At 52.5% G+C, this 24,144-nt stretch carries 25 protein-coding genes; 4 read left to right on the top strand and 21 right to left on the bottom strand.

Going from position 1 to position 24,144, the window contains the following annotated elements:
• Both acsB and cooS read right to left on the bottom strand, forming a co-directional pair.
• Positions 1-2,077, bottom strand: a 2,077-nt coding sequence (gene acsB, locus LX24_RS08790) for an acetyl-CoA decarbonylase/synthase complex subunit alpha/beta (RefSeq protein WP_166511761.1), incomplete at its 3' end; no start/stop codon positions are given.
• Positions 2,078-2,104: 27 nt separating this feature from the next.
• Positions 2,105-4,126 carry an anaerobic carbon-monoxide dehydrogenase catalytic subunit gene (cooS, locus tag LX24_RS08785; RefSeq protein ID WP_166511760.1) on the bottom strand — a complete coding sequence of 674 codons (2,022 nt, stop codon included), beginning with the start codon at positions 4,124-4,126 and terminating at the stop codon, positions 2,105-2,107.
• A 423-nt stretch (positions 4,127-4,549) separates the two neighbouring features.
• Between cooS and LX24_RS08780 the strand changes: the two genes are divergently transcribed.
• Together LX24_RS08780 and LX24_RS08775 are read left to right on the top strand one after the other, a co-directional pair.
• Positions 4,550-4,894 (top strand): CGGC domain-containing protein, encoded by a 345-nt coding sequence (locus LX24_RS08780; protein ID WP_166511759.1) that lies wholly within the window; start codon positions 4,550-4,552, stop codon positions 4,892-4,894.
• 97 nt (positions 4,895-4,991) lie between these two features.
• Positions 4,992-5,345: a CGGC domain-containing protein gene (locus LX24_RS08775; RefSeq protein ID WP_166511758.1), complete on the top strand. Its 354-nt coding sequence runs from the start codon at positions 4,992-4,994 to the stop codon at positions 5,343-5,345.
• Positions 5,346-5,485: 140 nt separating this feature from the next.
• Here LX24_RS08775 and LX24_RS08770 read toward each other — a convergent pair whose 3' ends face one another.
• The 3 genes from LX24_RS08770 to LX24_RS08760 all read right to left on the bottom strand — a co-directional run bounded on the left by LX24_RS08770 (position 5,486) and on the right by LX24_RS08760 (position 7,746).
• Positions 5,486-6,454: a sulfite exporter TauE/SafE family protein gene (locus LX24_RS08770; RefSeq protein WP_166511757.1), complete on the bottom strand. Its 969-nt coding sequence runs from the start codon at positions 6,452-6,454 to the stop codon at positions 5,486-5,488.
• A gap of 99 nt (positions 6,455-6,553) precedes the next feature.
• Positions 6,554-7,375 carry an extracellular solute-binding protein gene (locus LX24_RS08765; protein WP_166511756.1) on the bottom strand — a complete coding sequence of 274 codons (822 nt, stop codon included), beginning with the start codon at positions 7,373-7,375 and terminating at the stop codon, positions 6,554-6,556.
• Positions 7,372-7,746, bottom strand: coding sequence for a PadR family transcriptional regulator (locus tag LX24_RS08760; protein WP_243131684.1), 375 nt, complete (start codon positions 7,744-7,746; stop codon positions 7,372-7,374). The genes LX24_RS08765 and LX24_RS08760 overlap by 4 nt, the downstream gene beginning before the upstream one ends.
• A gap of 291 nt (positions 7,747-8,037) precedes the next feature.
• Between LX24_RS08760 and LX24_RS08755 the strand changes: the two genes are divergently transcribed.
• A complete protein-coding gene (locus tag LX24_RS08755; RefSeq protein ID WP_166511755.1) occupies positions 8,038-8,181 on the top strand; it encodes a hypothetical protein in 144 nt (47 codons plus the stop codon).
• Positions 8,182-8,282: 101 nt separating this feature from the next.
• Here the strand turns inward: LX24_RS08755 and LX24_RS08750 are convergent, their stop codons facing one another.
• From LX24_RS08750 to LX24_RS08740, 3 genes are all read right to left on the bottom strand, one after another.
• Positions 8,283-9,080 carry an MBL fold metallo-hydrolase gene (locus tag LX24_RS08750; RefSeq protein WP_166511754.1) on the bottom strand — a complete coding sequence of 266 codons (798 nt, stop codon included), beginning with the start codon at positions 9,078-9,080 and terminating at the stop codon, positions 8,283-8,285.
• Positions 9,081-9,236: 156 nt separating this feature from the next.
• Positions 9,237-10,673 (bottom strand): NAD-dependent malic enzyme, encoded by a 1,437-nt coding sequence (locus LX24_RS08745; protein WP_166511753.1) that lies wholly within the window; start codon positions 10,671-10,673, stop codon positions 9,237-9,239.
• 148 nt (positions 10,674-10,821) lie between these two features.
• Positions 10,822-11,040, bottom strand: a complete 219-nt coding sequence (locus LX24_RS08740; RefSeq protein WP_166511752.1) for a hypothetical protein — start codon at positions 11,038-11,040, stop codon at positions 10,822-10,824.
• A gap of 214 nt (positions 11,041-11,254) precedes the next feature.
• Here LX24_RS08740 and LX24_RS08735 point away from each other — a divergent pair, with 214 nt between their 5' ends.
• A complete protein-coding gene (locus LX24_RS08735) occupies positions 11,255-12,136 on the top strand; it encodes a hypothetical protein (protein ID WP_166511751.1) in 882 nt (293 codons plus the stop codon).
• Positions 12,137-12,173: 37 nt separating this feature from the next.
• On the opposite strand, the gene LX24_RS08730 is transcribed toward LX24_RS08735, so the two are convergent.
• The 13 genes from LX24_RS08730 to LX24_RS08670 form a co-directional block, all read right to left on the bottom strand.
• Complete coding sequence (locus LX24_RS08730; RefSeq protein ID WP_166511750.1) at positions 12,174-12,794, bottom strand: TlpA family protein disulfide reductase; 621 nt, start codon at positions 12,792-12,794, stop codon at positions 12,174-12,176.
• Positions 12,795-12,815: 21 nt separating this feature from the next.
• Entirely contained in the window at positions 12,816-13,514 is a 699-nt protein-coding gene (locus tag LX24_RS08725; protein WP_166511749.1) for a cytochrome c biogenesis CcdA family protein, read from the bottom strand.
• Positions 13,515-13,718: 204 nt separating this feature from the next.
• Entirely contained in the window at positions 13,719-16,148 is a 2,430-nt protein-coding gene (gene hypF / locus LX24_RS08720) for a carbamoyltransferase HypF (RefSeq protein ID WP_166511748.1), read from the bottom strand.
• Positions 16,149-16,150: 2 nt separating this feature from the next.
• Complete coding sequence (locus tag LX24_RS08715; protein WP_243131683.1) at positions 16,151-16,618, bottom strand: CBS domain-containing protein; 468 nt, start codon at positions 16,616-16,618, stop codon at positions 16,151-16,153.
• Positions 16,619-16,690: 72 nt separating this feature from the next.
• Positions 16,691-17,692 carry a hydrogenase expression/formation protein HypE gene (gene hypE / locus LX24_RS08710; protein ID WP_166511747.1) on the bottom strand — a complete coding sequence of 334 codons (1,002 nt, stop codon included), beginning with the start codon at positions 17,690-17,692 and terminating at the stop codon, positions 16,691-16,693.
• 209 nt (positions 17,693-17,901) lie between these two features.
• On the bottom strand, positions 17,902-19,155 hold the full coding sequence (gene hypD / locus LX24_RS08705; RefSeq protein WP_243131686.1) for a hydrogenase formation protein HypD: 1,254 nt from the start codon (positions 19,153-19,155) through the stop codon (positions 17,902-17,904).
• Complete coding sequence (locus LX24_RS08700; RefSeq protein ID WP_243131682.1) at positions 19,139-19,408, bottom strand: HypC/HybG/HupF family hydrogenase formation chaperone; 270 nt, start codon at positions 19,406-19,408, stop codon at positions 19,139-19,141. Before LX24_RS08700 ends, hypD begins: the two co-directional genes overlap by 17 nt.
• A 59-nt stretch (positions 19,409-19,467) precedes the next feature.
• Positions 19,468-20,226, bottom strand: a complete 759-nt coding sequence (gene hypB, locus LX24_RS08695) for a hydrogenase nickel incorporation protein HypB (protein WP_341473568.1) — start codon at positions 20,224-20,226, stop codon at positions 19,468-19,470.
• A 51-nt stretch (positions 20,227-20,277) separates the two neighbouring features.
• Positions 20,278-20,619 carry a hydrogenase maturation nickel metallochaperone HypA gene (gene hypA / locus LX24_RS08690; RefSeq protein ID WP_166511745.1) on the bottom strand — a complete coding sequence of 114 codons (342 nt, stop codon included), beginning with the start codon at positions 20,617-20,619 and terminating at the stop codon, positions 20,278-20,280.
• A gap of 21 nt (positions 20,620-20,640) precedes the next feature.
• Positions 20,641-21,120 carry a hydrogenase maturation protease gene (locus tag LX24_RS08685; protein WP_166511744.1) on the bottom strand — a complete coding sequence of 160 codons (480 nt, stop codon included), beginning with the start codon at positions 21,118-21,120 and terminating at the stop codon, positions 20,641-20,643.
• Between the two features lie 143 nt (positions 21,121-21,263).
• On the bottom strand, positions 21,264-22,727 hold the full coding sequence (locus LX24_RS08680) for a Ni/Fe hydrogenase subunit alpha (protein WP_166511743.1): 1,464 nt from the start codon (positions 22,725-22,727) through the stop codon (positions 21,264-21,266).
• Positions 22,727-23,683: an NADH-quinone oxidoreductase subunit B family protein gene (locus LX24_RS08675; protein WP_166511742.1), complete on the bottom strand. Its 957-nt coding sequence runs from the start codon at positions 23,681-23,683 to the stop codon at positions 22,727-22,729. The genes LX24_RS08680 and LX24_RS08675 overlap by 1 nt, the downstream gene beginning before the upstream one ends.
• A complete protein-coding gene (locus tag LX24_RS08670) occupies positions 23,676-24,113 on the bottom strand; it encodes a hydrogenase iron-sulfur subunit (protein WP_166511741.1) in 438 nt (145 codons plus the stop codon). The genes LX24_RS08675 and LX24_RS08670 overlap by 8 nt, the downstream gene beginning before the upstream one ends.
• Between the last annotated feature and the right edge of the window lie 31 nt (positions 24,114-24,144).

The following is a 24,144-nucleotide window of genomic DNA, read 5'->3' as shown; positions in this document are numbered from 1 at the left end:
AACCGGCGTTTTCAGCAGCTTCCTCCAAGGCGGTCCGCAACTCTTCCTTCAGTGCCTTGGGCATCCAGACCAGCCTGCCCAGGCCGCCGTCGGCGGGTACAAACTTGGGTGAAGCCAGGTATGATTTACCGATACCCATGAAGCCGGGCATCTGGGCACCGCCGCCGATGGTACCGGCCAGGGTGGAGAAGGTCATACCGGACGGGGTCATGCCGCCATGCTCCCGGTTAACCACCATGAAGCCGTTGCACTCGGGCACCATGGCCAGGATACATTCGAAGCAGCCGCAGGAGGTCATCGGGTATTCCATGATGGTGTAGAAGTTAACAGCTTCAATGTTGCGTTGCGAGTTGTTATAGGTAAATTCGTTGAAGGACTTCCACTGGCCCTTGACATCGTCAATGACGCCTTCCTTGGGAATGGGCTGGTTAGCACCGTGCGGGTTAATTTCATAAGCCGCCTTGGCATCCAGCCAGCTCACCGCGCCGCACAGGCCGACCCGCTCGGGGGCGATGACGCACACGTGGGTGGGCGCAAAGCTCTGGCACAGGGTGCAGGAATAGAAGGTGTCCACTTTCTCATCCCGCAGTTCCTTGAGGCGGTCGTCACGCCTCTTGTAGTATTCCCGTGCTACTTCCCGCATTTCCAGTACTTTTTGTTCATCACTGTAAATTGTTACAGCAATCCGGTCTACGATAGAGGAGAATTCGGACTTGAATTTGGCGTACAGTATTTCACCGATATGCTTGAGGCGGAAGCCCTTGGCATAGGCATCTTTACTGATTCGTACCCACATAATATCCCGCTGGGCTACGTGCCACAAACCTTCGCCGTAGTTGGTGAAGTAGTGAATGCGGCGCTCCAACACGGGTTCAAAGTCTTCCTGCATTTTGCGACCGTAAACGTCCACTACAATACCCAGGGGCATTCTGCCACCTTCGGCCACAGTATCGATATCCGGTCCCACCAGCTCAATTTTGCCGTCTTCGATGGTATCGTCACCCATACGTACCAGCTCGAAGCCGGGGGTTTTGGTGCCGCCGAATTCCACGTACATGTCTTTCTTGCGGATGGATTCGCCTTCAAAGGCGGGACCCACGGTGATGGGTACGTCGATATCCACAGTGGTAATTTTGATGCCCCGTACTTCAAGGCAGGTTTGGACGATTTTGTCGTAGTCGGGCTCGCTGATGAACCAGTCTTTAATTTGCTTGTCTTCGGGCAGTTCCTGGTCGGTGATGACCGGGAAGCCCACGTTGATGGCACCCATAGCGGCTGCGGTTTTGACCATATCATGCTCGCCCAGGTACAGGATGAAGGCCAGCACGCGGCGGCGCTGGTAATCGCGCTGGGCGTCATAGTCGCCGGGTTTGATACCGCCGAACATCATACCGGCCCGCAGGGCGTAGTTGGCGGCGTGTACCACCTGGGTGAAGTTGCCCAGCGGGTATGCGATGTAGTCCACACCTAGCTTGACGCCTTCCTCCAGTAACTGCTCAATTATTTCATCGCATAAGAACAGCATTAGACCTTTGGCCATCAGGCTGTCCACTATTTTCTTGGCTGACTTGCTGTCCTTGGCCCGGCCCAGGATGACAGCTTCACCGGGAATGGTCCAGTCCACCATTTTGGTGCCGTACTGGCGCACCACGGGGTCACCGATGAATCCAGTCCAGGGAGCAACGTGCAGCGGGTTTTCCGGAGTATTCTTAATGTACCTGATTGCTTCGATGATATCGGCGGCGTACCAGGTTGCTTCGCCCCACTTGCGGGCGTTGGCAAAGGTTTTCTCTTCTTTGACGGCATTACGCATCCGGTTCAATACCGGTACCATATCGCCCAGGGTCTTGATTTCTTCACCACTCAGGCAGCGGATGACCGGCAGGTAGTAAGCTGTATCGGGATATCCCACGGGATGGTCCTTGCCGTAGGTACGGATAGCCTGATTTAACAAAATCTCAGCGTAGCTAAGGGCGGTAATGGTGCCCTCATAAGCTTCCTTGAACAGCTTCTTGGGCTCCTTGCCCGGTTCTATGGCGCCTTCAAAAATTTGATCGAAGTTAATGGCTTCGCTCACTTCTATTTCCCTCCCTTTCGTAGTGGTTTACCAGTTTTGGCACAGGCCGGTTTCCAAATCCTCGGCTACCCGGCGGTGTACGCCCAGTTTCCAGGTTCTATATTCCAGAGCATTAAGTAGTTTTTGAATCGATGTTTCAATATCGGGCTCGAGAATGAAATAACCGCCGAATACGTCGCCGGCCACCTGGGTGAGAATGCTGTAAATAAGGTCACAGCCTTCCACCGGCGGCATGGTACCAACGTGGGTGGGCAGGCCGATGGTTACGGCCCAGGTGCCGATACTGGTGGCTTTACCACTCATGGCTTCAGGAGCGGAGGCTACAAACGGCACTTTCGGGGTATCCACGCCCAGATCTTCCGCCATTAACATCAATAATTCAGCTGCCCGGGAGTTGTCTACGCAAGAGCCGATATGAAGCACCGGCGGCAGGCCATACTTCAGATTGGCGTTGGCGCTGATGCGCTTGTAGAAACTCTTGAGTCCTTCACCGCAGTATTCATCCACTTTTTCGGGATCCATCAGACCGGCTTTGGCGCAGGCCTGGGCGTTGCAACCGGTGGAAATAACCAGCACATCGTTCTTCAACATGGCTTTGGTAATTTCCAGGTGGGCCTGGTCGTGGAATGTCTTCAGGTTGTTGCAGCCGGCCATTAAAATAACGCCTTTCAGCTCGCCGCTCAGTATAGCATCGTTTAAGACTCTGACGGGGTTATCGGCATTAACAGTTTTAAACAGCTCAAAGATAGCTTCCAGGCTCCAGCCGGCCACAACTTTGTTCTTTATATTGGGGATATGCACGGGGCGGTTACCGCGCTCTTTATAGGCAGCTATCGCCTCTCGGATAACTTCCCGGGCATTTTCCATGGCTGTGGCTTCCTGGTAATCGATATGCATGGTACCGGGGTTTTTCACGATATCAGCGGTGGTGATCAATTTAGTACCAAAGCACTGGGCCACAGTATTAAGACCGGGCATTATGCACTGCACGTCCACTACCATACAGTCCACAGCACCGGTGCAGATGGCCAGTTCCTGGGAGGAGAAAGAAGTGACCAGGGGTACTCCCTGACGCATCAGTACTTCGTTACCGGTGCAGCAAATGCCGGACAGCTGGATGCCCGCAGCACCGGCGGCCTTGGCTTCATCTTCCAGTTCCCGGGCCGCAGCCACGATCATTTCACTGAGCAACGGATTGTGACCGTGTAGAATAATATTAACCTTGGAGGGGTCCAGAACACCCATATTGGCCTCACTCATAACGGGCTCCGGGGTGCCGAAAATAATATCCGAAAGGTCCGTGGCAATCCACTTGCCGGCCAGGTCGGCCAAACCTACCCGCACAGCACTGAACACCAGGTTTACCGGGTCATTGTCCATACCCACGTGAGCCTGGGTAACCAGGTCGGAAATGGTGGCATGAATGCCGTGGGGCATTACATTACGTTCCCGGTAGTTTTGAAGTCTTTCCTTGGTAACCATGTTGGTAATCCAGGTGGCTTCGCCTTCACCCTTAAGCCGTTTGAAATCGGCCAGGGCTTTTTCGGCCAACTCCTTGGCCAGGGTTTTCTCATCTTTACCTTCGGTTTCTATGTCTACCTTTTTGCATATTCTAATCAGCTTTTCCGGGTCTTTAATGGAATAATCAGGTGCTTTACCTTCAGCAATCATTTCCATTACGTGGGAGATATGGTTGCCGTGCTGGGCGTGGGATGCGCAACCCGTTAGGATCATCAGACCGACGCTACGGGCCACGATGGTCCAGGCGTTAGCACCACAAATACCCCTGCTGGCAGGACCTTCATCGGCTTTAATACGGCAAGGCCCCATCATGCAAAAACGGCAGCAAATACCTTTGTAGCCGAATTGACATTGCGGTTGCTGGGCCAGTACCCGGTCAAAAGCTGTAATTATCCCTTTTTCCTTGGCCACATCGATCATTTCCAGAGCTGCGGGGTCAACGGTCCGCTTGACGTTTTTAGGATCGATAACCCGCGGTGACTTGTTCGAGGGCCGGCTGTTCAGGCTTGGATCTCTAAACCTTGGCATTTATTCGACCTCCTTAGTTGTTTTAAACATTCATTCAATTGAATAGTTTGTAAATTTTTTTTACACCACCCACCTTAAATTTTCATTATTACGAAAATGCAACCCAGCGGCATCTTCATACTGTTCCAGGTAAAAAAACGTATATAGTTAAGTAATGACAAGAAAATCATAATAAGGGTAGGGTAAGTATCATTTTTATAACTATACTAAATAATTTCTATTTTGAGCAAACGTCAAAAATAAAGCATTAGGCAGTAATTTCATAATCATTTATGGACAATCGTTCTATTAGGGCGTTTTAAGCATAATTTCATATCTTTTTTCATAATCAGTGACAAGACAGGATTTCATATATGCCGTATAGAAATAAGAAAAAAAGCATACTAAATGATTGTTTGTTTTATTGGAAAGGAGAGGTTAGCGGTGAAAGTTTTGATTGTTGCTTGCGGTTCTTACTCATCCCAGGGGTATGGTTGCCCGGGTGAGTGGAAATGCCTGAAAGCCGCCAACGATAAGGAAGGGGAATTTGCCGGTTATGCTGATTCCGTCCAGGTGGTAGGCTTTTTGGAGTGCGAATGCAACGGGCGCCAGTTGATACCAAATATCGGCTGTGTAAAGAAGAATGTTGACTTTGATGCGGTGCACTTTTCCACCTGCATGGTTAAGCCCTGGCCAAGCTGCCCGTATATGGATGTGGACGAGCTGGCTAAAAAAATTGAAGAGAAATTTGGCGTCAAGGTAGTGAAGGGAACCCATAATTACGGTTAAGCACGACACTTAGTAATTAATTTATTAAGGCCAGGCTAAACAATAAAAACCTGTAGCCGTCATTAAAAATATCTATCATTAAGGGGTATAGAAAAAAATGGCTAATATTTTAATCGTTACCTGTGCTAAAATCAGAGATATCAACTGTATGGCCTGTCTTAAATGCTTTAAGGCGGCCGGCCTTAAAGAAGGTGAATTCGCCAAATACGACGCGGTAAACATAGTCGGCTTGAGTGACTGTGGCGATTGCCCCGGGCTGGTGATGCCCAAAGTCAACCTGGTAATGGAAATGGCTGACTACCTGGAGCAGGACATTGACGCCATTCACCTGGGCACTTGTATGGTAAGAGCCGTCAAAACCTCCGCCTGCCCCATCGATCTGGAAAAAGTACAACAAATGTTATCCTCCAAATATGGTGTCCCCGTGGTTATCGGCACACACAATTACTAAAAAACAGCTTATATCCTTTAAGTGAAGGGGATCGCCCACAACAAGGCGACCCCTTTTATGTTTCCGGCATTAAAACAAAAGCTGCCCCGGGTTACTGGGCAGCTGGCCTTTGAAATAAACAAATTGTTTTTGGGCGATATTTACAGGAAAAACTGAATAATGTACTGCAATGCCAGGAACAAAATCAAGGCCGCCATAATTACCTTGACAATATTTTCTTTTAAAAATTTCTGCACATACGCGCCGCAATAGGTTCCCATTAGACCGCCGATGCCGAACAGCGCACCCAGCGCCCAGTCGGGAGACACATTGGTGGCCGCCCCCACGGCAGTCATGGCCAAAAGGGAATAAAAGGCCACCCCGGCAATGGAAGTAAGAAAAGTACCCGCCAGGGCCGCCCCGGCCACGGTATAAACAGGAAGCCCTAAAATAGAAACACAAAAGGGGGCAATGATGGCCCCACCGCCAATGCCATAAATACCGCCGATTAATCCCACCACCAGCGCCAGGGTAAAAATTGTCATCGTGCTGAAGGAATAGGTTTCACCCCAAAATTCGTATTCTATTCTGGTCAGGGAAAAACTTTTGGTTTTTACCACCGCGTCGGCCGGTAGCCCGGCGGCTATTTTTTGGTTACTTTCCGCCTTTATTTTAGCCACCCGCTCCTTGAACTTTTGCTCCAACGCTTTATTTTGCGCCTTTTGTTTTTTTGAGCCGCCGGTAAACTCGGTGATGATTTTTATGCCCAGGTAGAGCAATACGCCGCCCATAAATAGCTTAAAAGAGCGAGGGTCCGGTAAATACTCTATTCTCACCCAGGAACCCAGGAAAACCCCCGGCAGGGTACCCAGGGACACCACCCAGGTCAATGGCCAGGCCATGCGCCCTTCTTTAATATACCGGTACAGGCCGCCGGGAATAGCCACAATATTGTAAATCAAGTTGGTGGGGCTGACCGAAGGGCTGGTATAATGCAGCACGCTTACCTGAAAGGGCAGCAGCAAAAAGGCACCGGACACCCCGGCGGAGGCTGTGATGGAGGAAACAATAAAGGCCACCAGCGGTGGAATTAGCGGGTTGATCTCCACACCGGATACAGGGAAAAACATTACGAACCCCCCTTTTGGTCAAAAGTATTTTAAAACCCCAAAGGATTATCAATATAACAGTGATGACGCAATCAACGTAATGTAGCGGTAATAACGCTGCTAACAGGGAATCAGCCCGTTTGCTTCCAATACCTCCTCTCCCCGCGGCCCGGTAAGGATATCAATAAACTCCTGGGCCAATACCTTCTGGTTGGAATTTCGGGGTATGGCCACGGCAAATTCAATGGGCGCACCAAGGATTTCCGTTTCCAGGCCGGGGTAATTGCCCTCAATGACCACCCTGGCCCTGGCGTAATAACCGGCATAACGGGGATCGCTTAAATTAATTTGCGGGGGAAACTGGATATATGGCAGGTTCATTTGTTTGGTCACGGAAAGGTACTCGAAGCCATAGTCAATTTTCCCCTCCATCAAGGCCACGGCCAGGTCGAGGGATTTGGGGTACAGGTTACTCCAGCCGTTCTCCAGTTCCCGGTACAAGCCCGGTCTGCCGTAGTACTGTTCCGCCAGCTGCCACAGTATCAATGTCCGGTAACCACAGGGGTCCAGGCGGTGATCCGAACGGGCATACTTGATGGCGGGGTTGCCCGGCAGCACATCCATCCAGTTTTGTTCATTAATTTGATTACTTTCCGGAGAAAACTCATCAAAGGCCAGCACCATTTGATCGGTGGCAAATACAAAGGAGGTGTCCACAAACCGGGGGATTAAAATATCGTTAAACACCTGGTAATCGGCCAGGGCAATTACGTCCACAATTTTACCCTCGGCCACTGCCCTGGCACAGGCCCGGGAACCGGCATAATCCAGTTCCACTTTAAGGTCGGGATATTTTTCCCAAAGGATATGAATACATTCTTTAATGGGCTTTCTTAATGCCCCGGCGTGCAGTATTTTCAGCGCATTCGGGTCCGCTTTCATGGCCGGTCCCCCCCCTTTTCAACTGCCAGATTTCGATACTCAGCCAAGAAATCTTCAATTTGTTTTTTTTGCCGCTCCAGCTTGCCCGCTGCTTCTCGCAAGGCAATGATTCCCTCCCGGGTGATATCATACTTCCTTCTGGCCGGCCCGGATTCGGCTGCCTCCCATTTGGAAGTTACAAACCCATCCTTTTCCATCCGCCGCAGGTTTCTGTAAATAGTCCCCGGTTCCACCAATTCATCCTCATGTATGGCATTAAAGTTTTGGATTAGTTCATAACCGTGAGCCGGTTTTTTTAATATCAACAGTAAAAGCATGGGCTGGATCATTCTGTCCAGCGCAACACTAGCACCGCCTTCTGTTTTTTCCACAGTGATTTTCCCCCTCGTTCACCAAGCATGCCCGGTAATCACAGTAATGTTTGGGGTAGCAACTATGTGCATCATGCACTTATTGGACTTTTAAATATAATAACACTATACATTTACCTGCACAACATTTATCTGGTTCATTGTGTAGTTTTTTAACAAATGAAACCTGTAAAAAGCAAATTCCAAAGGGAAGGGTTGGAAGGTGTTCTTTTGGTGTTGAAAATTAGGGCTCTTTAAATGTACAATGTATTTAAAGGAGTATCTACAAAATCATTTGGGGGAGGGAATATTATGGATCCGCATGCAGCACATGGACATGACGAACCGGCCCAAGAGGAATTTAGAATGGATTATTCACAATGGGATAATAAAAACATTATTCCAGCCATCATATTTTTCGGCTTTTTGATTGGCGTAACCACTATATTTATATAAGAATATAATCAATTAATTAAAGGCCGTTTGTAACGGCCTTTTTTCCATGGGGAGGGCCTACCGCAAAGTTAATAATTGTCCTTAGCTGTCTTTGATTGTCTTTAATTGTCTTTGATGATTGATCTGATAATATGCTCCGAAGCCCATTCCTTGCCTGACAGGTAGGTAAGCGGTGCTGTTTTGGGGTATATTCTTTTATTTATAGCCCTTATATTCATCCCCCGGCGGTGCAGTTCCAGCACTTCTTTCTTCAGTTCCTCCAGGTACTGTAGTTTTCGAGTCACCATTTCCCTGCCGTTTTCCACCACCCCGGCATGGCCACAATATACGGTGTTGAAATCATACTGCAGCAATAATTGCAGTGAGCGAATAATCTGGTGTATATTTTCGTCCCGCATGATTATTTTTGTTTTGGGCGCAACAAAAAGATCGCCGGTATACATAGCCCCCTCCCGGGGGTCATAGAGGGCAATGTGATCGATACAATGCCCGGGCACCTCCAACACCCGCCACTCTCTGCGGGTTGTTTGCAACGTATCACCCAACGGCTGAGCTTTAAAGGGTTCCCGTTTACCCCAAAAATACCGGCGATAAAGGGGCAGGCGAGCCTTTTTTAAACAAAACGGCACCGAGGCGGGATTAATGTAAATGGGAATACCCTGTTTATCCAGCCAGGGGGCGTTGCCGCTGTGGTCCTCGTGAAAGTGAGTCAGCACCACTTGCTCAATGGACTGGGTGCGAAAAAAGTTAATGTAGTCCGCAGCAAACCGGCTGGGGCCGGTGTCCACCAGCAGGCCATCCACCACGTAAATGTAAATATCAAGCCGTGACCCGAATAGTTTGACCGTACCACCGGCACAGGTTACCCCCCGGTGCTTTGTGATCTTTAAATTACCCAAACTCCGAACCTCCTTGCACTGCTTACAGGCGGAAACATACCGGCGGCACCATAAAGTAAATCAGCAGGAAAAAAACCTGCTGATGTTGATACCCATATGCCTGTTCTATAATTCTTTCCAACGCCGAAAAATCCTGCCGGCTCAGGTTTACATATTTCAGGTGGTAGCAAAATTTAGCAGTTTACCCTGCTCATTATCTTCGTACAAGTACCTGCGGGATACGCCCGTGCTCCGGGCCGCCTGTTGCACCGCACGGGCCACTGCCGGGCACACCTCTTCATTAAAAACCGAAGGGATGATATACTCCGGTGAAAGCTGCTCCGGGGTAACCATATCCGCCAGCACACGGGCTGCCGCCAGGCACATTTCATTGTTAATCATACGGGCATGGCAATCCAGTGCCCCCCTGAATATACCCGGGAAGGCCAGCACATTATTGATTTGATTGGGAAAATCGGATCGCCCGGTGGCAATAACTCCGGCAATGTCCAGAATTTCCCTGGGCTCCACTTCAGGTTCCGGGTTGGCCAGGGCAAAAACAACCGGTTTTTCCGCCATACGCAATACATCATCTCGGTGCAGCAGACCCGGTGCGGAAACCCCGATAAACACATCGGCTCCCTGGATAACCTCCCGCAAGCTGCCGTGTACACAGCGCTCATTGGTATGCAAGGCCAGCCATTTTTTAGAGTCTATTTCCGGCATATTATCCCTGCTTATAGCCCCTTTACTATCACATACCACGATATGACGCGCCCCGGTTGAAAGCAGCATCCTGGTTATGGCCACTCCGGCCGCGCCCGCGCCACTTACTACTATTTTCACTTTATCAATACGCTTGTTCACCACCCGCAGCGCGTTGAGCAGTCCGGCCACGGTAACCACCGCCGTGCCGTGCTGGTCATCATGAAAAACCGGTATATCCAACCGCCGGCTCAACTCCTCCTCGATGGCGAAGCACCGGGGAGCGGCAATGTCCTCAAGGTTGATACCGCCAAAGGCGGGTGCGCAGGCCGCCACCGTATCAACAATTTCCTTTACGCTGTGCACATTGAGACAAAGGGGTATGGCATCGATACCGGCAAACTTTTTAAATAACACAGCTTTGCCTTCCATCACGGGCAGCGCGGCCTGGGGGCCGACATTACCCAGTCCCAAAACAGCGGTACCATCGGTGACAATGGCCACGGAGTTGCCCTTCATGGTTAGCCGGTAAACAGTCTCGGGGTCGTTGGCTATAGCCCGGGATACCCTGGCCACCCCCGGGGTATAAACCAACCCCAGGTCCTCACGGCCGTGGATATCTCTTTTGGCCTTTATTTCAATCTTGCCGCCCAAATGCTTTATAAATACCCTGTCGGCCACTTGCATTACCTGTACGCCGGGAATTTTCTCCAGTGCATTTATCAAACCCACCAGGTCCTCCTGGTCATTGAACCAAACCATCAGTTCCCTGACTTTATAGTCGGAAGTTGCGGAAACCAAATCTATAGAACCCAGGTTACCTCCTTCGGCAGCAATCACGGCCAGCACCTGGGCCAGTGTACCGGGTTGATTGGTCAGTTTTAAGCGGATAGTGACATTAAGTGACATTTCCTTGTTGCTTCCTCCCGTCCTTTATTCACGTTTTTTTACGCAAATATAGTAACCTGGCTTAACTTAATTCAATTGGCTACGCAATATTAATTTTCCCCCGGCCGGTCATATTATTGCAGCTCCCCACCTGTTAGGTACCGGTATTTTAACTTTGCTGTTTCATCCGCCTGACTGCGTCAATGTGCCTGCAAACAAAGCCCGGCTTGACCCGGGATCTAAACCTGAAGGTACAGCATTCACATCTATCTTCGCTGGCCCGCAGTTCCCACCGGCAGTCGTAGTCGGTAACCAACGCCTCCTTTTCATTGATAAAATAAACGACCAAATCATCAACAAAATAAGGCTCATGAATTTTAAACGACATGACAATACCTTCCTTTGATTGATAGTTGATAATAACTCGCAAGCTTTTATCCACAATTTTCTTTAGTTCATTATAAAGGCTAACACAGGCACCGCCCCGTGTAAAGTATATAAGGTATTTAGGAACATTAAAGTTGTGTTAAACTAATGACTGTGACATAAAATATCCGAGTGTGCAGGGAAGTTCCCCCAACTTCTCCCCGGGAGGGATTGCCGTGACCAAGCCATCCGAACAAGAACTGTTTAACCCGGCCCAGGTCAGCCAGGCGCTGGGCATTACTCCCTATAATATTAAACGACTGACCCGGGAGGGACGCCTTGAAGTAAAAAAGCAAGTAAACTATAAAAACGGCGTCATGCAACTGTTTGACAGCACCCAGGTGCAGGCTTTGATACCGTTCATGCCACAAATTAAGCAAGCATGGGAACGTTATGACAACTATCACCGGGGGGCCAACCGGATGGCCCGGGCCAGAGCCTACAGGCACCGGTCATACCGGGACAAAGTCAACCGCAAAGAGCAATTTTTAAATGATATATATGGACTACCCCGGGACAGGCAAGAAATACTTAAAGCAGCTTACTATCTTTACCACCTCAACCATTATGCCAAGGCAGGAGATTCTTACCTGTATGATTTAAAGGAAGCCGTACTGCACGCCATGGTAAAAAATTATTACCACCGGGATGAGCTGTTGCAGGTCAGCTTTATAGAAGGTACCAACAAGGTTACTTTGTGCCCGGATTGCCGCGCCAAAGCCAATAGCCAGCGGCTCAGCTACCTGGAATACCTGGATAAAACCGGCGGGTGTTTTAAATGCACCAGGGAACACAAATACTACAGTCTTTTTGAATTCACGATCTGCTCTCAGGATTACCGGTTTTGCTTTCATACACCTTACACCATTGCCAAGAGATGGTTCAATAAACATGATATGCCCCCTCGCAAGGAAAGCCCGGAAAGGGAGGGTGCCTACGCCTTCGGCAGGGCCATATATGCCTCCGAAGCCCGGGCCGTGGAATTAATTGAAGTGATTGACGAGTTGCAAAAATTCCTTGCTTTATTTGATATAGAACCGCTGATTAATACTTATTAAGGCTGTTCAAACAAACTCAAATGCTAATTTTTTTCGGCTAGAAGCCAAGCAATGATTTAGCTTTTTCATATGTAACCGGCCCCGCGGCGGCATAAACCACCTGCCCCCGGGGGTCGACAATCACCGTGGTTGGTATCGCAGGCACACCACCATACAAAGCGGTCACTTCCCCCCGGCGATCCAGATATACCGGTAAGGAGTAATTATTTTCCGCGAGAAAAGTTTCAACATCAGCAACAGAATTTTCCCTACCGGTAATATTAATAAACAAAAACTCCACATTTTCTTGGGCATAATCCTGGTAGAGCCGGTTTAAGCCGGGCATTTCCTCCCGGCAGGGCGGACACCAGGTGTTCCAAAAGTTAATCAATACATACTTGCCAGCAAAATCGGATAAGGCATAGATTTGCTGCTCCGCCTGATTCGACTGGCGATCCCGGTTTTGCAAGTTTTCCCTGATAATATAAAAATCAGGGGGCATATGGCCTCTTTGCAGTTCCTTTTGTTTTGACCCCGCGGGCAAGCTTACAGCCACCTCGCCGGCCAGCCTGGTAACAGGTGGATTTACTGCTGCCTGGTTATTACCCTTCATGGCCAGCCACACCCCTGCAGCAACAATGACGGCCACCACCAGCACAGTGATTATTTTAGGTCTCAAGAAACTCTCTCTCCTTTCTTTTCAGAAAAACAGCATAACCAGCCTGTCCCACAGGCCCAGCAGCAGCAGTATCCCCATGGCAATTAAAAGGCCGCCGCTGACAGCATTAATGTAAGGCAAGGCCTTATTCATTTTACCCAGCCACCTGTGTACCACACCAATGCCCAGCGCCGCCAGCAAAAAAGGAACAGCCAACCCCAGAGAGTACCAGATTAGCAGCGCCACCCCCTGGTACAGCGTTTGGGTGTTTGCAGCCAGCAACAGTATCGAAGCCAGTACCGGCCCCACGCATGGAGTCCAGCCTGCGGCAAAGGACAGCCCCAGTAAAAACGCCCCCAGCCAGCCTGTAAACCGCCGGGCGGGCTGCCACCCGGCCTGCCTGTAAAACAGCTTGACGGGCAATATTTCACTGATGTGTAGACCAAAGATGATAATTATAACTCCCGCTACCTGCGTTAACAAAGCCCGGTTGCCGGTGAGCCACTGCCCGGCTCCGCTGGCCGCAGCCCCCAGGGCAACAAATAAAAGACTGAAGCCCAGTACAAATCCGGTGCTGTTCCATACCGCCCGGCGGCGGGACGGCCCTTCGGCAGTAGTGATATCAGTACCGGTAATAAAGGAAAGATAACCGGGCAGCAGTGGCAGAACACAGGGGGATAAAAATGATAGACCGCCAAATAAAAAAGCAGTTAATGCATTGACTGAGGACAAACCGTTCAATCAAGTCACCCCGCTTTGCTGATATAATACAATATTGTTATATATTATATATGCAATATTTGCAATAACTTTTAACAATCTGCCCCATAGAATTCTTTTACGCGGGTGAATTACAGCATGCGGCGGAAAAACTCTAGGCATAAGAAAATGCGGCAAGCGTGGGTGGTACCCGCTTGCCGCTTCATTTTACGTGTATTTTTTTTGCTACCCGCGCCCTTGATTAAAATATTTCCTGGCGGCCACCATGGCCTGCCCCAGGCTTATACCGCCGTCACCGGTGGGTACTTTAACATGCCGGTAAACTTGATAGCCTTTGTCACCAAGTATTTTGCACACCGCCGTAAGCATATACCGGTTGTGCCAGCAACCGCCGCTTAGCACCACCCGGTCGGGGCCGCTTTGGGAACGCACCTTTTCCACCGCCTGTACCACCATACTGATTATCGTATCATGGAAGCGCCGGGCGATAAGTGCCGGGGCAAGACCGCGCTCAATATCCCGCACCAACGCCGCTACGGTAGCACCAGTTTTAATTATTCCGTTGTTTAAGTTAAATGGATACGGGGCAAGGGCGGCTTTAAAATATCCGGCTGATGCTGGTTCTCCCGCAGTTTTATCCGGGGAAGATGCCGGCTTTAACCCGTCCGGGGACCGGGTACCATCAAAACAGCAAGGTACCAGTTCCCCCAATTCAACGGCGGCCTGGCCATCGTACGTATTTACCGGGCAAACACCCAGTAATGCTGCTGCAGCATCAAAGAACCGGCCACAGCTGGAAGCAAGGGGTGAGTTAATTTCCGCCCGGAGCATTTGACCAATAACAGCTATTTCATTTAAACGGTGGGGAAACAGTTTTTCCGCCACTTTGTAGCCCCGTTCCCCCAGCGCCGTCACCAGGTAAGCAACGGCGGTCATCCACGGGTTGCGCACAGCTTGCTCGCCGCCGGGCAAAGGTATGTATGCAAGATGCCACCGGCGGGAAAAGTCCAGGTAATCACCCACAAGCACCTCAAAACCCCAGATACAGCCATCCGGGCCGTACCCCGTACCATCTAAAACAACCCCGATAACCTGCCCCTCCAGGCCGTGTTCAGCCATACACGATGCCATGTGGGCATGATGGTGCTGCACGGCAATGGCATTATCCGCCAGTTCCCGGGCTATGCGGGAACTGTGGTAATCAGGGTGCAAATCGTAGCCCACAACCTGCGGGCAGGCCTGAATCAAACGGCTAAAATTCGCCAGGCTGGTGCGATAATTTTCCATTCCTTCCACCACATCAACCGCACCGATATGCGGGCTCAGATAAGCCCGGTTCCCTTTAAGCAGGCAGAAGGTATTCTTCATATCCCCGCCCGCCCCCAGAACGGTTATCTCCCGGCGCACCCCGGTTTCCGGGACGGGTTCTTTTTTTCCCTGGCCGGGCCTTCCGGTATTTTCGCCAGCCGGCAACACCGTAACCGGCTGCGGCACATATCCCCGGGAACGGCGCAAAAACTGCACCTGCCCGTCAACCAGCCCAACCACCGAATCATCGCAACGGTTGACAATATCCCGGTCATGCCATAGAAAATAATCCACCACGTCACCCAGCCGGGCAAGTGCCTGCCCGTTATCCTTGACCAGGGGCAGGCCGCTGCGGTTACCGCTGGTCATCACCAGAACCGCCGGGCCGTTTTGCAAAAGTAAAATGTGCAGCGGGGTATAGGGTAGCATCACCCCGATGCTATTTAAACCCGGAGCCAATTCCCGGGGCAGAGTTGAGGAAGTCTTTCTTTGCAAGATTACAATAGGGGCCGCCGGGGAACATAGCAGCGCCTCCTCCCGGGGCGTCACCCGGCAGTGCTCCCGCACCACCGCCAGATCCCGGCACATCACCGCCAGCGGCCTGGCCGGCCGCCCCTTACGGCGGCGCAGGCGCTGCACGGCGACAGGGTCTACCCCGCTGCAGGCCAGGTGAAAGCCCCCCAGTCCCTTGACAGCTATTATTTTACCCTCTTCCAGCAACCGCCCGGTTTCGCCAAGCCAATCACCCTCCACTACCCTGCCATGACGGTCCACCAACTCCACCCGGGGACCGCAGTCCGGGCAAGCCACGGGCTGGGCATGGAAGCGCCTGTGGGCGGGGTCATGATATTCGGCAGCACAGGACGGGCACATGGTAAAACCGGCCATGGCAGTGCCCGGCCGGTCATAGGGTAAATTTTTTACTATTGTAAACCGGGGACCACAGCTGGTACAGTTGGTAAAGGGGTACCGGTAATGCCGGTCGGACGGATCCTTAATTTCCCGGCGGCAGTCCGGGCAAGTGGCTACATCCGGGGGAACCACCGATTCACCGGTGGCACCGCCCCGGGTGTGTATAATGGAAAAACCGGCCCCACCCCGGGGAGGGCAGTTGGTAATTTCGCAATGGTGAATCCGGGCTAAAAACGGCGGGTTTGCCCGCAGTGCCCCGGTGAATCCCGCCACGCTTTCCGGCGGGCCTTCCACATATACCAGCACCCCCCGGCCCGTGTTGCATACCGTACCTGTTAAATTATAAGACCGGGCCAGGTTATAAACAAAAGGCCTGAAGCCCACACCCTGGACAACACCGGTGATAGAGATTTCCCTGGCTACAATTTCACCCACAACTATCCCTCATTGCTAAAACTGGCTCTGATAATATCCTGCCGGCTGATGATACCGATAAGCTTGCCATCGTCACCCACCACCGGCACCCGGTTAATGCCCTTATCCGCAATCAATGTGGCCACATCCGTAACAGTGGCTTCGGGGCCAACGGTATGAAGCCTGGTTGACATCAGCTCGCCCACCTTACGGGCAGCGGTACGTTTGATATCCTCACGTAATCTGTTGGGGTTCTCCAAATAAATAGGGCTGTCAAAAAGAACAACAAAAAACGGGTTTCTAACGCGTTTCTCCCGGAATACCAAATCAGCTTCGCTTATAACTCCCACCAGTTTCCCGCTGTCGTCCACCACAGGCAGGCCACTGATATTGTGATCCAGCAGTAAACGCGCCATCTTCTCCACATCATCCTGGGGGCTGACGGTTATTACTTTAGTGGTCATTATATCCCTGGCTTTTTTCACCTGCATTTCGCCCTCCTTTATTTCAATTATAATGCAAAATACCCTTTTTATTCAAAGCACAGCGCAGCGCGCCGGTTATCAGCAAATCCTGGGCAGGGGCTGGCCTGCCTGCAGGCTTAGGAGCCTGGTGCCGCCCAGGGGTGTTTGTAAATAAACATTGCCGCTGCCCGCACATACTTCGCCAATTACCCGCGCATTACGCCCATAGGAGTTCTGGCTCAATATATCCACTGCCTTCGCGGCCTGGGCCGGATCTATAATTGCCAAAAATTTCCCCTCATTGGCCAGGTACAGCGGGTCCAGGCCCAGAATATCCGCCGCCCCCCGCACTACCGGGTCCAGCGGCAGCGCCTCTTCCTGCAAGCATATATCCAGCCCGCAAGCTTCTGCTATTTCTTTAGCGGCGGTGGCCAGCCCTCCCCTGGTCAAATCACGCATCATTTTAATGCCGGGGCAGTGCTTTTGGAGCAGCTTGATGATATTGTTCAACGGCGCACAGTCACTGGCCAGGGCACCATCCAGGCCCAGGTTTTCCCTGGCTGCCAGTACAGTTAAACCATGATTGCCCAGGCTGCCGTTAACCAGCACGGCATCTCCGGGCACCGGGCGGTGATATCCCCAATCCACTTTTTCGGGTACCAGGCCCACTCCCGCCGTGGTGATAAAAAGTTTGTCCACATGTCCCCGGGGCACCACTTTGGTATCCCCGGCCACCACCTCAACCCCGGCTTCGGTACAGGCCGCCGCCATGGATGCTACCACCCTTTCCAGATCAGCCAGCCGGAAGCCCTCTTCAATGGTAAAGGAGGCGGTCATATACAGGGGCAACGCCCCGCTTACCGCCAGATCATTTACCGTACCGCACACCGCCAGCTTGCCGATATCCCCACCGGGAAAAAAAATGGGTTCCACCACAAAGGCATCGGTGGTCATGGCCAGACGTCCCCCGGGCAAGCTCAATACCGCACTATCTGATAGCTGCCGGAGCTGCGGGTTATTAAAGTATTTTAAAAATACACCCTCCACCAGTTCCCTGGTCAAAAGCCCCCCGTCACCATGGGCCAACAAAACAACCGCCATATCATCACCTCGGGGTCAGACTTAAACTTTCTTAGAGTAACTTTTATCGGCTACACATGCCCATTAAAACCACAACTAATTTAAAACTTACGTACTTTCGTTTATATTTCTTACGCTTTGTATTTATCTAAATGAAACCCGTGCGGGATATATCCCTTTAGGCGCTTTGTTCATAATTGTTTAATGCTTATACATTTGTTTATTAAATTTCACAATTCAACCTTTCTACACCCGGCACCGGAACCGGCGGCGCCGGAATTGGCGTTTACAACACCCGGCAAACGAGGTTGGTTGGTAACATACCGGTAGTAGGCGGCGCAGGCCCCTTCGGACGAAACCATGCAGGGGCCGGCGGGGCTGGCCGGGGTACATTTGCCACCGAACAGAGCGCAGTCCGGAGGGGTGATTAGACCTCTTAAAAGTTCACCACAGCGGCAGCCCCGCGGCTCAAGAAAATCACCCGTCCCAAAACCGCCGGTGGTTGTACTTTTGCCCACCCTTTCCGTCGCCAGACCGGGACCGGCAACACTCGCCGGCCCGGCCCCTGCAAACTTTTGCGTGGCATCGTACTGGGCATATTGATCCCTGATGAATAACCCGCTTCCTTCAACAACGCCAAAACCACGCCATGCCGCATCACCGGTATAAAAGCAATCTGTGATGGCCCTTTGGGCTTTTAAATTGCCATCATCCCGAACCACCCAGCGGTACCCGTTAACAACCCGATGGTCACCGGCCTGTATTAGGTCCAGCAGGACGTACAGGGCATCCAAAATATCCACCGGGGTAAATCCTGCCACCACCGCCGGAATGCCATACTCCTCCCCGATAAAGGCAAAGGCCCGGCTGCCCGTCACCGCGCAAACGTGCCCCGGCAGAATAAACCCGTCCACCTTGAGGTCCCCGGCTCCAAGCAAAGCCCCCATCACCGGGGGCACCAGTTTATGTACGGAATAGATACTGAAGTTAGTCAAACCAAGCTCAGCGGCTTGTTTAATACTGACCGCAGCCAATGGCGCTGTAGTCTCAAAACCCACCCCGATAAATATTACCTCCCAGCGGGGATTGTCCCTGGCCAGCTGCAGGGCATCCGCCGGTGAATAAACAATCTGCACCCTGGCGCCCCCGGCCCGCTCCCTCTCCAGCGAGGACTGCGCGCCCGGCACCCGCACCATATCGCCAAAGGTAGCCACTGTCACCCCGGACAACCGGGCAAAGGCAATTATTTGTTCGATATCCCGGGCCGGGGTTACACACACCGGACAACCCGGGCCGCTGCGCAATTCCACCAGGCCGGACAGCAGGCCGCGCAAACCGGTGCCCGAGACCGCCATGGTATGGGTGCCGCAGACTTCCATCAACGTCACCGCCCGGCCCAGGCGCTCGGTTAAGCGGGCCGCCCGCTCCCTGACTTTCCGAATCATTTCCCGGCCTAATTGCGGATCATTAAGCCTCTTCAGCACGTTCAAAATCCAGTAACTCCTTCCATATGGCCAGCCTGGCCTCGGCTTCCGCCAGTTCCAGCTTTTCCACCGCAAAGCCGGCGTGCACCATCAGGTAATCCCCGGGGGCCACCTCCCCCACCAGATGCAGGCCCACCTTGCGCCTGACGCCCTCGACCTCGATAACCGCCCACTGTTTTTCAGGCACTTCCACCACCATTGCGGGTATTCCCAGGCACATTGCCGCCACCGTCCTTCTCTTTTTAAACTGCATTTATAATCTATTTTACCCCCACCGCCACTCCATCCGGTGATCAAATGCGCCGGAGAATACTAACCGCCGGTGCCACCCGTATAGCTGCCGCCAGCCTCCACCGGGGGCAAGTTATCCCCGGCCAGCTGCCCGAGCCAGTGGCACCACCGGTCAAGGCCTTGCCCGGAGCGGGCCGAAGTCACAAATACCTGTTGTCCACCGTTAATCTGCCGCATTTCCCCGAGACAAGCAGGCAAGTCAAAATCGGTATAGGGCAATAAATCAGCTTTACTGATCACAGTGGCCGCCGCCTCCCTGAATATGCCGGGATACTTGGCCGGCTTGTCAATGCCCTCGGTAACGCTGAGCAGCGCCACCTTGACATGTTCCCCCAGATCAAAGGCCGCCGGGCAAACCAAATTGCCGACGTTTTCAACAAATAATATGTCAAGTCGGGCCAGGGGCATTTCCTGCAGCGCCCGGCCCACCATATCGGCGGTAAGATGACACAACCCGGCGGTGTTGATTTGTACCGCCGTTACCCCGGCCCTTTCAATCCGCTGGGCGTCCCGGGCCGTATACAAATCCCCAACCACTACGCCGATGCTCATTTTGCCCCGCAACAGCTCCGCGGTCTTTTCCAGCAAGGTGGTCTTACCCGAACCGGGGGAACTAATCAAATTGACTGCAACCACTCTATTTTTATCGAGCAGCGCCCGGTTTTCCACAGCCCGCCCTGCATTAGCGTGCAATAAATCTCTGCCCACAATTATTCTCAATTTACTAACCGTTCCTTTCATTTTGGACCCGTGTTTCATTTCATTAATGTCTACAGACACAATCATGCCCCGCTACTATAAAATATTCTTCCGCAAGGCAGGCCCGTCATTTCATTCACCTTCAAAGTATTCAACATATAGCTCATTACCCTTAACCAGCGCAGCATTCGACACCCCGCAGCCGGGACAGCAGAACAGATAACCTTCCGGGTGAAATTCCCGGGCGCACTCCCGGCATTTTAACAGCAGGGCATTTTTTTCTATGGCCAGTTCCGCACCTGCACAAACAGTATCCACCGTTAATATATCAAAGGCGAATTGCAGTGCATCGGGCAGCGCACCGTGGCTTTCCCCCACCACCAGTTTAACTTTGGTCACTTTTGTGATGCCGTTTTCCCTGGCGCTTTGGACCACCGTATCAATAAGGGCGTGGATTAAAGATAATTCATGCACCGCTAAGACCCCGCTTCCAATTTACCGCCACGTGTTTAATTGCGTAACCACCATATCCATGGCCTGTTCCACCGCTGCCTCCACCGCCGGGGAAAGTCCCTGTACCCATCTTAGGGGACGCTCAATTTCCACTCCCACCACCACAACTTGCTCGGGGAAATTGCCGGGCATCACTCCACGGGCGAAGGAAAGGGCCTCCCGCAAACCAATACCGTGGGATTGGCCAGCGTTATAGCTGGGCGGTGGCAGTTCTTCCTCCCCGAAGCATCGCACTGTGCCCGGTGCAGTACCTCCCAGGAAGGAATCCACCAGTATTACTTTATTCGCACCCAGCATCAGTTCCACCAGGGAAAGTCCGGGAATACCCGCCTCTATGATTTGTACCCCGCCGGGCAGTTTGGTTTCGGCCATCAATCTGCGCACCACGGCAATACCAACGCCGTCATCACCGGCCAGCTCGTTGCCGCAGCCGATGATATATATATTAGTGTTTTTTTTCATCTACATTACCATCCTGACCCGTTTTATGTAATTTTAGCACCTTAAATTGCTTGCCGTTTGAAAAAAAACGGCAAGCAATTTAAAGCATTTATCTTTCTTTTGACCTTTCAATCTTATGTCCATGCCCTTTTAGGCCCAAAACGTCATGAAGGAATTTTTGTCAGGGGCTTGCCCGAGGCGTTGTATACCACCACCTGCAGCGGCACTTCACCGTAGATGGCGTGGGTGGCGCAGCTGAAGCAGGGGTCGTAGGAACGGAAGGCCATTTCCACCCTGTTGAGCAGGCCCTGGGTTATCTCAACGCCGGGTTTGATCACGGCCTGGGCCGCCTTTTTGACGGCCATGTAAATGGGCGCGTGGTTGTTGGTGGTGCCCACAATCAAGTTCACCGCAGTAACCAAACCGTTGGCGTCGGTTTTATAGTGGTGGGTCAGGGTTCCCCGGGGTGCCTCGATAATAGCCACGCCCTCGTCCGGTGTGGCGGTGGGGATGACCCGAATATCCGGGCTGGTGATTTCTTCGTCCAGGCTCAACTCCAGCAGGCGTTCCGCCGCGTAGACAAGCTCCACCAGGCGCGCCCAGTGGGCTGCCAGTACCGCATGAACGGGCTTGCCACCCAGCGTGTCGAAGAATTTTTCATAGGCTTCCTGGGCCACCGGGGTGGCCATACCATCCGCGGCGTTAAGCCTGGCCAGGGGAGCCGCCTGGTAAATGCCCGTGCCCGGTCCCTCGGTGAAACCTGTCCAGCCGTGCTTTTTGAGGTAGGGGAACTTCAGGTAACTCCAGGGTTCCACGTGTTCGCTGACATAGTCCAGGTATTCACCGGGGCTGTATTTACCTATCTCTAATCCCTTTGTATCCACTATACGCACCTGGCCGTCATAAAAGTTCACTTTATTGTTGGCGTCCACCAGACCCATGTAATTGGTCACCAACCGGTAACCATCGCTTAAGATTAATTCCACGTAACTTTTGTTTTTCAAAACCACATCGTCAAACAACTTGAGGGAGAACTTGGCAAACTCCACACAGGAGCGGGCCATCTCCTCCACCTTGCGGCGCTCCTCTTCGGTCAATCCCTTGCTGACACCCCCCGGCAGCACCCACACCGGGTGGGTGGCTTTACCTCCCAGCATGGCCTGGATATCCTGGGCATAGGCCCGGTGTTTGATCACCTCACCCCCGATTTCCAGGCCCACTTTATTTACCACCCCCAGAATATTGCGCTGGGCGGGGTCGGCATCCGGCCCCAGCACAAAGTCCGGGGCGGCCAGGGCATAAAAATGGGCGATATGACTGTGCAAGAAATGGGCGCTGTAAAACAACTCCCGCAGTTTCTTGGCCGCTGAAGGCACTTGCACCCCGAAAACCGCATCGTTGGCCTTACCCGAGGCCATATGGTGCGCCCCCGGTCAGACGCCGCAAATACGGCTGACAATCCGGGGCAGTTCCTCCACCGGTCGGCCTTCGCAAAACTTTTCAAAACCCCGCAGTTCGGGTATTTGGAAATACACGTTATCCACGGCACCGGCTTCATCCAGGAAAATTTCTATTTTACCGTGTCCCTCCAGCCGGGTGATGGGATCAATGGTTATTCTTCTGCCCACTACCTGTTCGCCCCCTTCAATAGTGCTGTGGCCATGCCAAAACGGTAAAAGGTGCCCGCCGGGTCGGCAATACCCGCCAGTATCTCCTCCGCTTCTTCGGGCGTGCGCGCGTCTATAACCGCACCGATACTGCTGATATACTTGGCCCCTTGGTCAATTACCCCGGGCAGCGGCCCGTAACAGCCCCGGCAGGGCATATTGGCGTTGATACACTGGGCTCCGCACCCGCCCCGGGTTACCGGACCCATGCACAGTAAACCCTGTTCCAGCAGGCACCGGTGGGGGTCGGGTATAATTTCGTGGCTGCGGTAAAAACGCTTGATTTTCTTATTGCTTTTTTCCCGGGGGCATTCATCACACAAAGATTTTTCCAATGCACCCACGGTGGCTCCCGCCCCGGGCAAATTGCCCGCAGCAATGGCCTGCACCACTTCCCAGATCCGCTGGGCGGTGGGCGGGCAGCCCGGCACGTAGTAATCCACCTCCACCACCTGGTTCAGGCTGTGCACAAAATCAAAAAACTCGGGCAGGTGCAAAACACCCTCGTTCACCGGGCAGCCGGTAACCGGCAGCACCTGCCCGGGATTAACGGTGGAAGGGGTATCCATGTATACCCGCTGCAAAATATCCTCCCGCTGCTTGAAGTTGGCCAGGGCCGGTATGCCGCCGGACACCGCGCAACTGCCGAAGGCAACCATCACCCTGGATTTCTCCCGCAGCAACCTGGCCATATGCTCGTTTTCCGAATTGCGCACCGCACCGTTGAACAGGCACACATCTATGCTGCCCGGCGCCATTTTTTCCACATCGGCGTACTTGTGGTCGGTGGCCACGGGCCATAACACTATATCCGCCACACCGGCAATGTCCAAAATCTTTTCGTGCACGTCCAGCACGGCCACGTCACAGCCACCGCAAGCGGCGGCCCAGTAAAGGGCCAATTTCAGTTTAGCCAACTTCAGCCCCCCTTTCGGTGCGCTCCCCTTTCTTAAAGGGACCCAATTGCCGGATTTGCTCGGTAAACTCATTGACAATACTGGCAAACTGCGGCCCCTCGGCGGCTGAAATCCACTCCAACCGCACCCGTCTTTTATCCACGCCCATTTGCTCCAGCACTTGCAGCATCAGCGGGTAACGCTTCATGGTATTGTAATTACCGTCCGAATAATGGCAATCTCCGGGGTGGCACCCTGCGATGAGCACCCCGTCCGCGCCCCCGTCCAGCGCCTTGAACACAAAGGTGGGATCCACACGCCCGGAGCACATTACCCGCACCACCCGCAGGTTGGCCGGGTACTGCAGCCGGCTGACCCCGGCCAAATCCGCCCCGGCATAACTGCACCAGTTACACAAAAACCCGATTATTTTGGGCTCGAAATTTTCCATCCATGGTCCTCCTTTCATAACCGGTCATTCA

This window comes from Desulfallas thermosapovorans DSM 6562, assembly GCF_008124625.1.
GTDB classification, from domain to species: domain Bacteria; phylum Bacillota; class Desulfotomaculia; order Desulfotomaculales; family Desulfallaceae; genus Sporotomaculum; species Sporotomaculum thermosapovorans.
This window is presented reverse-complemented; position numbering and strand designations above follow the sequence as displayed.

Bases quoted from the DNA above. Each gene is read 5' to 3' on its own strand.
- cooS (WP_166511760.1), bottom strand. From the start codon at position 4,126: ATGCCAAGGTTTAGAGATCCAAGCCTGAACAGCCGGCCCTCGAACAAG.
- LX24_RS08775 (WP_166511758.1), top strand. From the start codon at position 4,992: ATGGCTAATATTTTAATCGTTACCTGTGCTAAAATCAGAGATATCAAC.
- LX24_RS08770 (WP_166511757.1), bottom strand. From the start codon at position 6,454: ATGTTTTTCCCTGTATCCGGTGTGGAGATCAACCCGCTAATTCCACCG.
- LX24_RS08765 (WP_166511756.1), bottom strand. From the start codon at position 7,375: ATGAAAGCGGACCCGAATGCGCTGAAAATACTGCACGCCGGGGCATTA.
- LX24_RS08755 (WP_166511755.1), top strand. From the start codon at position 8,038: ATGGATCCGCATGCAGCACATGGACATGACGAACCGGCCCAAGAGGAA.
- LX24_RS08745 (WP_166511753.1), bottom strand. From the start codon at position 10,673: ATGTCACTTAATGTCACTATCCGCTTAAAACTGACCAATCAACCCGGT.
- LX24_RS08740 (WP_166511752.1), bottom strand. From the start codon at position 11,040: ATGTCGTTTAAAATTCATGAGCCTTATTTTGTTGATGATTTGGTCGTT.
- LX24_RS08715 (WP_243131683.1), bottom strand. From the start codon at position 16,618: ATGCAGGTGAAAAAAGCCAGGGATATAATGACCACTAAAGTAATAACC.
- hypE (WP_166511747.1), bottom strand. From the start codon at position 17,692: ATGGCGGTTGTTTTGTTGGCCCATGGTGACGGGGGGCTTTTGACCAGG.
- LX24_RS08700 (WP_243131682.1), bottom strand. From the start codon at position 19,408: ATGCAGTTTAAAAAGAGAAGGACGGTGGCGGCAATGTGCCTGGGAATA.
- LX24_RS08685 (WP_166511744.1), bottom strand. From the start codon at position 21,120: ATGAAAAAAAACACTAATATATATATCATCGGCTGCGGCAACGAGCTG.
- LX24_RS08670 (WP_166511741.1), bottom strand. From the start codon at position 24,113: ATGGAAAATTTCGAGCCCAAAATAATCGGGTTTTTGTGTAACTGGTGC.